Consider the following 12947-nt stretch of genomic DNA (forward strand, 5'->3'; position numbering starts at 1 on the left):
ACAACAAACTACATTGAAACTTAGTCGGATTTAACTGTAGCATATTTTGGGTTCCAGTTAAGATGCGTTTACCCTGGTCCTGCCCGTCTTAATGCTGATGGTTTTAATCAGGAATGTCGTGAGGCTTGACGTTGACGGGAATTTTGCCAAGCTCGTCGCAACGCTGTTTTGGATATCTGTTATCTACGCTTCTCTCTCGCTGTTTAATGTAATTTTGTTTGAAGAAGCTGAGGCAAATACATGGCGGGCACGGATGCCCAAACTGCTGATCGACCTTTCTAGGTTGTTTTTGGTGCTTGTGGGAAGCGCGATCGTACTGGCGGTGGTGTGGGGTGCAGATTTGGCTGGTCTTGCTACCGGATTGGGCGTTAGCTCGATCGTGATCGGTTTGGCGCTTCAGGACACATTGGGTAGCATCATGTCGGGCATTGCGCTGCTTCTAGAACGCCCATTCAGTGTGGGTGATTGGTTGCGGATTGGAGATATCGAAGGGCAGGTAATTGATATCAATTGGCGCTCTGTTCGCCTGCTAACTCTCCAGCGACAGGTGATTATCGTTCCCCATCAATTTGTTGGAAAAGAAATAATTCATAATTACAGCCAACCAGAACGCATTTACAACCAACGCATCAATATTGGCTTTTCCTACGATAGCCCCCCTAACCTGGTGAAGCAGGTACTACTAAGTACAGCTTTGGCTACACAGGGGATATTAGCCGAACCCGAACCAGAGAGCAAAACCACATCCTATGATGAGACGGCAATTATCTATGAGGTGGAGTTTTTTATCGAAAACTTTGAGGATATGGAGCAGATACTCGATCGATTTATGACACGAATCTGGTACGCAGCGCAGCGAAACAACCTGACGCTATATCGCTACCGATACGAGTATGCTGTGGAAGCTGCTGATAAGGCAGATAGCGCTTCAAGTAAGTTAGCCCAAAGCCTGCACTCAATTCCGGGATTTATGCCTTTAGCTAGAGAACCCAAAAATTTAGATGACTTAAGTAAGGGAACTATTTTACAGAAGTTTGGTGCGGGTGAGAAAGTCATCCGGCAGGGCGAGCCTGGTAATGCTTTGTACATTATCATTGCGGGTCAGGCTAAGGTAACAGTCACGAACAAGTTGGGCATGGAGTTGGAGGTTATGACTATCTTGAGTGGTGAGTTTTTTGGCGAGATGGCGCTGTTTAGTGGGGAACCGAGTCCGGTATCGGTTGTCGCCGTTGACGATTTGCAAGTTCTTGTCGTCTACTCAGATGCTGTAAATACGATGATTGAACGTCAACCAAGCTTGGGGCGCGAGATCGGTCAAATTATAGAAGCGCGGAGCAAAGCGGTAAGTATGGCCGGGCAGGCAGATGTTTCTTCCCATGCTGAGGTTGATTCCCGATAAGGATTTTGAACTAAATTGATAAGCTAATCCGCATTTAAATTGCATAGTCAAATAAATTTTTCCTCTTGTGGGGAGTAGGGGTTGGGCAGGGGAGCCCGCCCTCAACATACAAATTAAATGCACAACAGCTTATGGAGTAACCAATTATTCGCCTATACAACTTAAAGGCAAAATAAGTTACATTCTTAACTCAAAATTTATCGATCGCCAAATGCCAGTTTTTCTGATGCAGCCGATCGCAAATTTGCACTTTTTCAACCGCTAAATATTGCTGGAATTCTGGTTTCTCTATGCCGCTGCGCCACATTACCAGAGCATCTTCTCCGGTGTCTTCGTAGTATCGTTTCCGCCGTCCAGCCTCTTTAAAACCAAATTTTTTGTACAGAGACACGGCGGCTAAATTAGATTCCCGCACTTCTAAGGTTGCCCGTTCTAATTGTCTATAGTGAGCCTTGTTTAGTAAAGTCCAAAGCAGAACTTGTCCTAAACCCTGACCTTGAAAGCGAGGATGAATTGCCAAAATTGTAATATGAGCTTCTTCTAAAATTGCCCACAGGCAACCCAAACCGATCAGGGTTGGGGTAAGTTTTGAGTTGGGAGTTGCTGGCGATGAACTCTCAACACTGAGCGATTTTGAGTTGAGAATGCTGTTCGGCTCGATCGACTCGAGTTCGCTGTCGAATCTTTCTGATTTGCCGACCTCGGTTTCCGAGGCCCACAAACCCAGTAAATCGCTGTTAGGACTGCCTAACTCACGCCCATAGCCTTCTAAAGTCCAAAGTCCGCCAAAACAGAGCCGATCGAGTTCGACTGCACTGTTGAGGTCTTCGGCGGCGAGATGTTTAATTTGTAGAAAACGCACGGCTGTAAATTGTACACTGGAAAACACAGTAGCGATTAGCTGTTTGTTGCTAGTTTTGAGTCATGACTCACAAGTCTCCAGACATTAGTCTACTGCCAACGACCAATGACTGCTGATTAATGACTGCCGACGGCTGACTGCTGATTAATGACTGCTGACTAATAACCTAGGATAGTTATTGCGCGATGGTATCAACTCAATCTTTCGGGGTGGAATCGGGACTTAAGTATCTGTCTGAGTCGAAGCCAACCCTGCAAAATCGATCGCCCAATCAAGAACTGTTACCGCTGACAGCCAGTGTTAACAGCAGCGATCGGTTGGAAATCGGAGGCTGCGAGGTGACAGCTTTGGTTGAGCAATTTGGCTCGCCGTTGTACATTTTAGACGAAGAAACGCTGCGGGCGGCTTGCACCCAGTACCGGGATGCTTTTAAGCGTTACTATCCGGGCGAATCTCAAGTGCTCTATGCTTCTAAAGCTTGGAGTTGTTTGGCAGTTTGCGCGATCGCAGCTTCGGAAGGTTTAGGCATAGATGTCGTATCCGCCGGAGAAATCTACACTGCACTGCAAGCCGGCGTGGGCCCCGACAAAATCTACTTCCACGGTAACAACAAGTCCCGCGAGGAACTCCAGCTAGCTGTCGAAAACGGCTGCATTACCGTAGCCGACAATTGGCGGGATTTAGAGACTCTAGCAGAGTTGGGAGAATTGGGTGTCCGCAGCCTCACAGGTGGGCCGACACGAGTTATGGTGCGGTTTACTCCTGGAATTGAGTGTCACACCCACGAGTACATTCAGACGGGTCAAATCGACAGTAAATTTGGCTTTGATCCCAACTCACTCGATCGAGTATTTACTTTCATCAGCCGACAGCCGTCGTTATTTTGCGTGGGAGTGCACGCTCACATCGGCTCTCAGATTTTTGAACTGCAACCCCATGACGATTTAGCTGAAGTCATAATTCAGGCCTTGACAAAAGCACAGAGTTATGGTTTACCAGCAACTGAAATTAATATTGGCGGCGGGTTAGGCATTCGCTATACTGAAGCGGACGATCCTCCCAGCATAGAAGATTGGGCTCGTACAATTTGCTCCGCAGTGGTAGCAGCTTGCGAGCGGCAGCAATTGCCATTACCGAAATTGCTTTGCGAACCGGGTCGATCGCTAGTCGGTACAGCCTGCGTCACCGCTTATACCGCTGGCTCTCAAAAAGTCATTCCGGGAATGCGGACTTATTTAGCTGTGGATGGAGGTATGTCGGACAATCCGCGTCCTATTACCTATCAATCAGTTTATCGAGTGATCGCAGCCGGTAAAATGTCTGCACCGTTAACGGAAACAGTGACAATTGCTGGAAAACACTGCGAGTCAGGCGATGTTCTGATTAAAGATGCCAAATTGCCAGAGTGTCATGCCGGAGATGTCCTCGCGGTTACGGCCACAGGGGCATACAATTACAGTATGGCTTCTAACTACAACCGAGTACCCCGACCGGCCGCGGTTTTAGTGAGAAATGGGGAAGTTAACACGATTATACAGCGGGAAACTTACCAGGATTTGCTGAGGCTTGACCGCCTTCCTGAACGACTCGGATCTCCAAAGTAAAAACTTAGAAGTTAAAAGTTAAAAGTTAAAAGAAAAACAATCCATGTTTACTTAGTGATGATTGTTTTTTCACTTTTAACTTTTGCCTTGTTCAGTCACACGATTGGATTGACACTTCCCGATCTAAAAACACGGGGATTTTCAGCATATTCCTTATAACAACTGTTCATGGTTCATGGGTTCGAGTGCATCACGGTTCGCGGTTCACAGGCGGTAGCGTTCGATGAACCATGAACAATCAACAATCTGGCTTTGACTTGGCCCTGGTTCAGTCCTTATTGATTCAAGGGATCGATATTGGACTGGTTTTTGCCCTTGCGTATTTGGTGCTCGTCATTGTTGGGGAGCGCAGAACGCTGTGGATGGTACGGGGATTTATTATTTTGATGCTGGCGGCGGCGGTGAGCAACTGGGCTGGATTGAGGCTGTTGCACGTTGCCCTCAACAGCTTGGTGACTGGTTCGGCTGTGGCAATGGCGGTAATATTGCAGTCGGAGTTTCGCCGATTTCTGGAACAATTGGGTCGGGGGGAATTTCGGCAATTGTTTGGACGCGATCGCCGACCAACTCCCGAACCGGACAGCGTAATAGATGAAATTGTGGACGCCGTAAAAGAACTTTCGCAAAACCGCACGGGCGCTTTACTAATTATAGAAACAGATTCTCCGATCGACGATCGGGATTTTTCTGTGCCGGGATTAAAGCTAAATGCTGAAGTTTCTAAAGAATTGTTGCAGACAATCTTTCAGCCGCAAACTTTGCTGCACGACGGAGCTGTTTTGATTCGAGGTTCGCGGATAGTGTCGGCGGGGGTAATTTTGCCTTTGTCCGATCGCACTGCGTCGCGGCAGTTGGGAACCCGCCATCGGGCGGCAATGGGGATTACGGAACGGGTGCAAGCTTGCGTGTGCGTGGTGGTGTCGGAGGAAACGGGTTCTATTTCTTTAGCCCAGATGGGACTTTTAAATCGACCTTTGACTAGCAACAAACTTAAGGAATTGCTGGAAGCAAAGCTGTTCCCGTCCGAGGGAGAAAGAGTTGTGGCTCCAATTCCGATCGGCAATCTCGGACGCCAGATAGGATTGAAGGGAGTGACGCTATTAAAACGGGTACTGCGCCGTTAGTCGGGTAATCGGGAGAAACCATGAGTCAAGGAATTTGCTTGGAAAAGTTGCCGGAGGATCTGCAACAGGAACTACTGCCTAAGCACATAGCAGTGATTATGGACGGGAACGGGCGCTGGGCTAAGAAGAAGGGGTTGCCGCGGATTGCGGGGCACCGCCGAGGAGCTAGCACTCTGAAGGAACTGCTGCGCTGCTGCAAAGATTGGGGGATTCCAGCTTTAACGGCCTATGCTTTTTCGACGGAGAATTGGGGGCGGCCGGCCGGAGAGGTGGATTTTTTAATGAGTTTATTTGAGGGTAAGCTGCGGCAAGAATTGCGGGAGATGGTGGACGAGGACGTGCAAATTCAATTTATGGGGAATTTGCAGGCTTTGCCGAAGTCTTTGCAGGCGGAAATCGAGCGTTCTGTGACGGCCACTCAGCACAATCAGGGGATTTTATTTACGGTGGCGACTAATTACGGGGGGCGTCAGGAGATTGTACAAGCTTGTCGGGCGATCGCCACTCAGGTGAAAGAGGGCAAGTTGCAGCCGGAGGAGATTGATGAGGTTTTATTTAAACGCTATTTGTATACTGCTGATGTTTGTGACCCGGATTTGCTGATCCGGACGAGTGGGGAAATGCGGTTGAGCAACTTTCTACTATGGCAAATGGCTTATTCGGAAATTTACATTACTGAGACGCTGTGGCCGGATTTTGATCGATCGGAGTTTCACCGCGCTTTGTCTACTTATCAGCAACGCAACCGCCGATTTGGCAAAGTCTAACGATTTTGGATTTTGGATTTTAGATTTTAGATTTTTTGGTTGATTTTTCAGTTTCCAAGTAGGTGTGGATTCTGAGGGAGCATCTCCCTGAAAGTAAAAAACGTTTTTACGCCACCTGCGAGCGACCTGCACAGCACAATACAGCGAGCGGGACGATCGCAATCCCATGTAAATGCTTGCACGGTTGATGCTTCTTACCTGGATTCCCCATCTAAAATCTAATACCAATTTCACTCATCTCCCGCTCAACATAACGATTTTAGATTTGAGATTGGAGGACAAATCTAAAATCTAAAATCTAAAATCTAGAATCAAATTAGGGGCCGGAGAAAACGGCAGCTTCAATGTCCTGACGTGAGAGGGAGTATTTGAATGCTCGCTGAATGTCTTGGCCGTCGGCTCCGGCATCGATGTAGCGGACGGTGAGTTGGTCGATATCGAGGGAGAGTTCTGCTTTCCATGTAAGTTGCTCGATCTGCCAGCAGTGGAGTTCTCGCCGATCTTGCTGGCAGCCGCGGCTTTTGAGCCACTGCTCGATTTCCGGAAGTGGATGGTTGTACAAAGGAGTGTCAGCGGAAGGAAGAGTCATGGGATTTTAGATTTTAGATTTTAGATTTTAGATTGGGGATTTCGGATTGAGAATTTCCGATTTTAGATTGGAGATTTGGGATTTGAGGCTTTAATTGCCGCGAATTAAGCCGAGCGCGATCGCCAGTACCAAACATCCGATTAAGCTAGCTCCCATGATAAACAGAGCGAACATTTCTCCGGGGGAAAGAGGTCGATCCGTGGGATCTAGGTAAGCGGAGTTGGAAGTTTTTTTGCCCGATCCCGAAACAGGAGTATTGAAGCCTGGGGGTGGCCCAATCACGTTCAGGCGAGAATAGCCTATTTTGAGGTCGTAGGCGAGGCGACGTTCTGGGTTGCTGAGGGTGGCGTAGGCGTTGTTGAGCTGCTGAAATTTGGCGGTGGCGACTGCGGGCGGCAGCTTGGTGGTATCGGGATGGTAGAGTTTGCTCAGTTCCCGGTACGATCGCCGAATTTCGATCGCTGAGGCTGAAGGATGCAGCCCTAACAAGCCGTAGTAACTATAACCCAAGGGGGTTTTGCCGGGTATTTTCTGACTTTCGCTGTTTGCCGTTCCCTCGTTAGGAGTCACCTCAGCGCCTCTGGGCTTGTTGTTTATAATTTTTGATTATTTTAGAGCAGATTTGAGGGTAGCGCCACTATCTGCGATGTCGAGGGGTTGAGGGTGGGCGATCGGCTCAAGGTACGATCGCTGACTTTAAACTATGAAGTGGTCGATCGCAAATTTTGGACATCTTCAACGCTAAGCCCCGTAACTTGGGCGATCGTGGCATTATCTAGCTGTGAAAGTAATTGTCGGGCGATCGCTAGCGTTTCTTTTCGTATTCTTTCCTGTCTTGCTGCCTGTCTTGCTTCTTCAACAGCTTTAATAATTACCCCCTGTTGATCGTGAATAAACTGTTCCCTGCGTTCCAAAACTTCTACTTCTTCCCGACTTAACCGGGCTTGATTGGCAAGATCGAATGCTTTGTGGATTTCCGGTACGCTATCGATTGTTTCGGGAACTTCTGAGAGGATTCTGGCATATTTCATGAAATATATCCATTTATCTGTCAAAGTTTCTAGTTGACTTGCTTCTTTATGGAATTTAGGTAATTCTATAAACACTAAATTCATGGCATCTTCGGGATATTTTAAATTGCTTTTAACTTCTTTATACACAAATCTCGAAATTAAGTTAGGGCTGTTGCGAAACATTTCAAAATCTGTAATGGTTAAAGCTATTAATGGCTTGAGCATTCGATAGCCTTCTCCTCTTTGCAATTGAAATGCGTAGGTTGTGGCTGCATTGTACAACACCCGATTGCCAGAATATTGAACGTTGAGAACTAGAATTTCAATAATGACTAAGGTGTCATCGTCTAGTTTGGCTGTGACATCGAGGTAAGTATCTTTTAAACTTTCAAGTTGCCTCGGCAAATTCTGGTTGATAATTTCTAAGTCTTGAATTGTGGGATTGCCTTCATAAATTAAGGCGTTGAGAAAGCTAATTAGAATCTCTTTGCTTTCTGAGGAACCGAATATTTTTTTGAAGGCATAATCCGTTTTAGGGTTGATAAATATCATGGTTGTCAGATTTAGCTTTGAGATTATCGGTTTGGTGGCGAAATAACCGGATTTGAGATTGGTCAAACGGCTGATTTTGTTTCAGGTAATGGTTTGACATTTTCCGGCAAATGTGAATTGGCGATCGCCAGCACAGGCTCATCGTCTTTGTGTTCGTCATCGATCGGAAGTTGACAAGAAATCAACTCTGTGACGATGCGATCGCCCAGAACATCTTCCCAATCCTGCAACTGTTCTCTGGCTTTGATCGGGTTATTGACAGCCACGTCTACGCCCATTTGCTGAAGGTTGAGGCTGTGGGCTGTCGATCGGCGGTTGACCCACTCCACCAACCAAACGCTCAATCCGACTGCGGCCATCAAAGGCAAGACAATCCGGTAATCGCGGGTTAATTCAAACATCAATAGGATGGCTGTCAGCGGTGCTCTGGCGCTGCCGGCGAGGACGGCGGCCATTCCCACCATTGCGTAGGCGGCAGGGCCGGCGACTCGATCGCTCATTGTCGGCAGCATTTCCAAAAAGAGTCCGTAAGCCGAACCCAGGGAAGCTCCCAAAAACATCGCCGGAGCGAAGATGCCGCCCACTAAACCGCTGCCGAGGCTGATTGCGGTCATCGCCAGTTTGACAAACAGCAGCAGCAGCAGCAAAGGCAAGGAAAATTTAACATCTTGGAGCATTGCTTGGACTGTTTCGTAGCCGACACCCAAAATTTGAGGAAATTGCAGGGCGACTAAGCCGACTGCGGCCCCGCCGATGATCGGGTGAAGCGGCCGGGGCAGTCGTCCGAGCCAAGCAAATCCTCGGACTTTTCCTTGAAAACAGCCCTCGGCTAATTGAATTGCTTCTGTGTAGGCTAGAGACACTCCGCTCGCCAAAAGTCCCAATCCCATGTACAGAGGCAGTTCTAGGGGGCTGCGGACATCGTAGACTGGCAAAGAAAAAGCCGGCTGAGCTCCCAAGCAGATTTGAGCGATGAGCGCCGAAACTACGGCGGAGAGCAAGACAACGCTGACTGACGAAGTGGCGAAGGTGCTGCCGAGCACGACTTCTAAGGCAAAGAAGACTCCGGCGATGGGAGAGTTAAACCCGGCAGATAAACCTGCTGCTGCTCCCGCGCCGAGGAGCAAGCGCTGCCGTTCTGGGGAAAGCTGCAAGACTTGAGCCAGCAGCATTCCAAAATTAGCGCCGATTTCGACGCTGGGGGCTTCCGGGCCGAGGGAGGCGCCGGTGCCGAGGGAAACTGAGGCTGCCACCATTTTGGTGATGGGTTTGAGGGGGGAGAGTTCTTGCAGGCCGCGGGTGGCTGCAATTAAGGAAGACATATTCGGGCCAAAATCCCGAAACCGCCAGCGCATCAGCCCGATGATGACTCCGCCGAGGGTGGGAATGCAGGCTAGCGTCCAAGAGCCTTTCGAGGCGATCGCACCCATGAAGTCTTCCAGCATCAGGCTGTGGATGAAGTGGATGAGGTAGTGAAACGTGACGACGCCTGCACCCGTAACTCCCCCGATGACTAGGGAGAGGATGAGCAGGAGGGTTTCTGGGCTCGGGTGCAGGCGGGTGAATAGCGGGCTTAGGCGGGAGGCTTGGGGAGTTGCTGCGGTTGGCCCGGGTGGCGGCAGATCCACAGGAGGGATGGCTCTCATTTAGCGGTTAATTCTTCGGTGAGAAGTTATATAAATATTACAATTTATTTCTTATTTTCATTTTGAGTGATTTTAGGGCAATTGACAACTTAATTAAGGCGTATTTTAGGGTAATTTTTTTGGGCTAGCCGCTGGGGTGGAATAACTGATTATGAGGAGCGGGGGATTTGGCGTGATTGTATGCTCAGTTACATTTAAACTTAGATATACTCTGGCGATAATGCTAATTAACTATATTTACCGTGTGGGTGGTTAGGGCGATCGCATCAGTGAACGGGTTATATCATATAACTCAGTAAAAAACAACTTTAAAATTAAAGAATTGGCGATTTGAGATTTTACCTTACAACCACAAATCTCAAATCTCCAATTTTAAATCCCTCGCTCGCGCATACTATCATATCGGTTGTTGAGTGGGCGGGATTCTTTGTCTGGGTTTGGCGATCGACATTAGCGGATCGCCGATGGTGGTGACTTTCCAGGGAGGGGATTCTAGCTGGCGTGCGGCGATTAAAAAGGGTGCTCCTCGCTTTAGGCGATCGACCATTAATTTAGGTGGAATAAATGCCGATAAAAAAGGTTCGTTGACGCTGCCAATATATGCGTAAGCACCATTCTCTAGCCACCTTCCGGCAACGGTGTTTGTGTCATCTGGCGCTGCTGCTGACCAACTGTGGATCATGTGGATTGCTGCAGGAAATTGAAGTTTTGGTATATCTTCAACTGAAGCGTCACCATTGCCCACTTGGAATGATTTTGGATAGCCTTTGGAATTCATTAATATTAAGTCAAATGTCCACGGTTTAGAGGCTAAACTCCGCCACTTTTCCAGGCTAGATTCTGGTTTCTGCACTAATTCGACATTCAAACCTATGGTTTTTAGTCCGCTAGCTGCTTCCTCCATTTCATATTTTGCCCAATTTCCTTCCTTGGGGTAACTGTCATAAAGCATGGCGGTTTCGGTATCGAGAAATATGGCACACATGGCTTGATAGATCGATCGCACCTCGGAACCGTAAATCCAGCCGACAGCCGCCCAGCGTTCGCCGTTGGGGTGTCTTCCCAAACCGTCAGTAACGGCTAGTTGCTCGTCGGGTTTTTCAGGAGATTGATATTTGACTGCTAGTTGGCGTACAATGCTTATTGTGTCGATCGGGTCTGCGAGTTGAGAATAAAAAAATCCGGTTGATTCGACGGCTTTTGTAACTGCTATTTGCAGAGTGTTCCACTGTGTGTTATTGAGGGTATCGTTGGGTTTTCCGAAGTTGCCTTCTAGAAATACTAAAGGTTGGCCGTGGGCGGCTGCTAAGGCAACTGCTGCTGAGCGTGCGGGGTCGTTTTCTGATGTGATTACTACTCCTGGGGGTTCCCAGCCGAGTTGCGTCCATTTTGCTTTTAAGGTTTGAGTATCCGTGGCATTCCAGGCGGCTGCTGTGGTGTTCAGCATTAATTGCTGGAGTTTTTGATTTTTTGGCAGTTGCTGTTTGATGCTTGGCAAACGGACTATTTCTTCGGGTTGAAAGCGCTGCAGAAACATGGGCGCATATTTTTTGTCTTCGATGAGAATAGGCCAGTTTCCTTTAAGATTCCATTTTTGGATTGCTGCTAAGAATGTGGCTTCGTCGGGTACTAAAACTACGCGGTTGACTGTTGGTATGTTGGATCGGACGATGGCTGCTCGGAGGCCTGTTTGAATGGGCCAGGGTTCTTGTTTTGCTGAGGCGGGAAGTTGAAAGGGTTTTTTGAAAAGGCGATCGCACCCGACACCGATTATTGCTAAGCTTACAATAAGTGCGATCGTCAGGACTTTAAATTTTAACTGTTTTTTCATAGGGACAGGGGAAGGAAGGAACTAGGTTATAAATACGAACCATTATCGAAATATTTTTAGGGGTTGCAAGCGGATGTTTCGATGCGCGGGACAAAGGAATATTGTAAGTGCGATCGGGCTGGCCACTTTTAGTATTATTGCCTTAGCAACTACAGGTTTAATAATTTTCGCAGCGAACCGTTCGTCAGTCAAGCATCAAGTCCGGCAATTGCTGACAGCGAGGGAATGTCAAGGTTGCAATCTTTCCGGGGCGAATTTGAGCGAAGTTTTTCTGGAAGGCGTCAATTTAGAAAAAGCCAACCTGAAAGATGCCAATTTGTGGAGTGCGCATTTGGTAAATGCTAACTTGAAACAGGCAAATTTGGCTGGGGTTTACCTGATCAGCAGCAATTTGGCCGGGGCGAATTTGGAGGCAAGCAATCTAGAAAATGCGTTTTTAGAGGATGCTTATTTGGGAGGGAGTAATTTGAGAACGGCTAACTTAAGAGGTGCTTTTATGAAAGGTATTTTTCTCGTTAACGCTGATTTGGAAGGGGCGAATTTGGAGGGTGCTAATCTGTGGATGGCTAATCTGGAAAGTGCTAATTTGAAGGGTGCTAATCTGAGAAATGCTTTGCTGTTAGATACTAATTTGGCAGGGGCGAATTTAAAGGGTGCGGTGATGCCTGATGGTACGCCGCACGAATGAAAGTCAGTTGATAGTTGTCAGTTGACAGTTGACAGTTGACAGTTGATAGTTGATAGTTGACTCCGAAAGCAGTCGTTAGTCAGTAGTCATCAGTCACTAGCATTAGTCAGGAGAAAGAGCGATCGCGCCTGTAACCTTCATTTCCCGTTATTTTGTGAGGAGATGAAGGTGTGAGGTGCGATCGCTACTCTAATAGCTAGCAGTTTGGGCTACGAAGGGCGATCGGCAGATCGAGCAAATAAGATTTGACAAGCACGCAGGCTGCTGTGATAGCTCAACTGCTGAGTTTTACTTGTTGGTATCAATTCTGTTCCGCATCGGATGTAGATGGCATTTTAATTACTAAATCTCCTATCATTATTTCTGCTTCCATAAAAGCTTGGGTTAAAACCTTCACAGAACTTTCACCTTCACGAAATCTAATTGTTTCGGCTTTTAAGTGTCTTTGGGCTTGACGAAATCCATTACCTTTTCGTCCAACGCCTGTCGTCTCAATGATAGCCACTGAAGCTGCGCTTAGTCCAGCAAAAACTTTTGTCCTGAAGCTTCCTAGTTCGTCGATAAAGGTAGCGACAATTATTGATGAGAGTACCGAAGTCACTCCTAAAATGACAGAAATAGAGTGCAATATTACGGCTGATCGATGCCATCTATTGGTTTGACTTTCCATTTCTTCAAGCAGTTCTTGTGTCATACATTTAACTATTGATATAATTGTCGTTATGGGGGAAAGGGCGATCGCACCTGCAACCTTGATTTCCCGTTATTTGGTGATTAAAGTTAGGATAGATGAAACGGGTGCATCTCAGTTTGGCAAATACATCAAATTGAAAGTTGACCGTTGAGATAAGCACAGCGAAGAGCAAGGATAG

Annotated in this window: 12 protein-coding genes; 5 read left to right on the plus strand and 7 right to left on the minus strand. The window is 47.5% G+C overall.

Features of this window, described 5'->3' with window-relative positions:
• Positions 1-97 precede the first annotated feature (97 nt).
• The gene (locus QUB44_RS28745; protein WP_333372829.1) at positions 98-1399 is read left to right on the plus strand and encodes a mechanosensitive ion channel family protein; all 1302 of its coding nucleotides are present in this window, start codon (positions 98-100) and stop codon (positions 1397-1399) included.
• A gap of 190 nt (positions 1400-1589) precedes the next feature.
• Here the strand turns inward: QUB44_RS28745 and rimI are convergent, their stop codons facing one another.
• Complete coding sequence (gene rimI / locus QUB44_RS28750) at positions 1590-2288, minus strand: ribosomal protein S18-alanine N-acetyltransferase (RefSeq protein WP_333372833.1); 699 nt, start codon at positions 2286-2288, stop codon at positions 1590-1592.
• Between the two features lie 158 nt (positions 2289-2446).
• On the opposite strand from rimI, the gene lysA reads away from it, so the two are divergent.
• From lysA to QUB44_RS28765, 3 genes are all read left to right on the plus strand, one after another.
• Positions 2447-3865: a diaminopimelate decarboxylase gene (gene lysA, locus QUB44_RS28755; protein WP_333372836.1), complete on the plus strand. Its 1419-nt coding sequence runs from the start codon at positions 2447-2449 to the stop codon at positions 3863-3865.
• A 230-nt stretch (positions 3866-4095) separates the two neighbouring features.
• Positions 4096-4989 carry a diadenylate cyclase CdaA gene (gene cdaA / locus QUB44_RS28760; protein ID WP_333372838.1) on the plus strand — a complete coding sequence of 298 codons (894 nt, stop codon included), beginning with the start codon at positions 4096-4098 and terminating at the stop codon, positions 4987-4989.
• A 20-nt stretch (positions 4990-5009) separates the two neighbouring features.
• Positions 5010-5756, plus strand: coding sequence for an isoprenyl transferase (locus QUB44_RS28765; protein WP_190731528.1), 747 nt, complete (start codon positions 5010-5012; stop codon positions 5754-5756).
• A gap of 316 nt (positions 5757-6072) precedes the next feature.
• On the opposite strand, the gene QUB44_RS28770 is transcribed toward QUB44_RS28765, so the two are convergent.
• The 5 genes from QUB44_RS28770 to QUB44_RS28790 all read right to left on the minus strand — a co-directional run bounded on the left by QUB44_RS28770 (position 6073) and on the right by QUB44_RS28790 (position 11387).
• Entirely contained in the window at positions 6073-6345 is a 273-nt protein-coding gene (locus QUB44_RS28770; RefSeq protein WP_333039717.1) for a DUF3143 domain-containing protein, read from the minus strand.
• A gap of 90 nt (positions 6346-6435) precedes the next feature.
• Positions 6436-6915 carry a J domain-containing protein gene (locus QUB44_RS28775; protein WP_333372842.1) on the minus strand — a complete coding sequence of 160 codons (480 nt, stop codon included), beginning with the start codon at positions 6913-6915 and terminating at the stop codon, positions 6436-6438.
• Positions 6916-7046: 131 nt separating this feature from the next.
• The gene (locus QUB44_RS28780; protein WP_333372845.1) at positions 7047-7910 is read right to left on the minus strand and encodes an Rpn family recombination-promoting nuclease/putative transposase; all 864 of its coding nucleotides are present in this window, start codon (positions 7908-7910) and stop codon (positions 7047-7049) included.
• A gap of 62 nt (positions 7911-7972) precedes the next feature.
• Positions 7973-9556, minus strand: coding sequence for a chloride channel protein (locus tag QUB44_RS28785; protein ID WP_333372848.1), 1584 nt, complete (start codon positions 9554-9556; stop codon positions 7973-7975).
• 397 nt (positions 9557-9953) lie between these two features.
• Positions 9954-11387 (minus strand): hypothetical protein, encoded by a 1434-nt coding sequence (locus QUB44_RS28790; RefSeq protein WP_333372850.1) that lies wholly within the window; start codon positions 11385-11387, stop codon positions 9954-9956.
• A gap of 73 nt (positions 11388-11460) precedes the next feature.
• On the opposite strand from QUB44_RS28790, the gene QUB44_RS28795 reads away from it, so the two are divergent.
• On the plus strand, positions 11461-12075 hold the full coding sequence (locus QUB44_RS28795) for a pentapeptide repeat-containing protein (protein WP_333372852.1): 615 nt from the start codon (positions 11461-11463) through the stop codon (positions 12073-12075).
• A 301-nt stretch (positions 12076-12376) separates the two neighbouring features.
• Here the strand turns inward: QUB44_RS28795 and QUB44_RS28800 are convergent, their stop codons facing one another.
• A complete protein-coding gene (locus QUB44_RS28800) occupies positions 12377-12769 on the minus strand; it encodes a hypothetical protein (RefSeq protein ID WP_333372854.1) in 393 nt (130 codons plus the stop codon).
• Positions 12770-12947 lie beyond the last annotated feature (178 nt).

The sequence above is a fragment of the Microcoleus sp. AT3-D2 genome, assembly GCF_036705715.1.
GTDB lineage: Bacteria > Cyanobacteriota > Cyanobacteriia > Cyanobacteriales > Microcoleaceae > Microcoleus.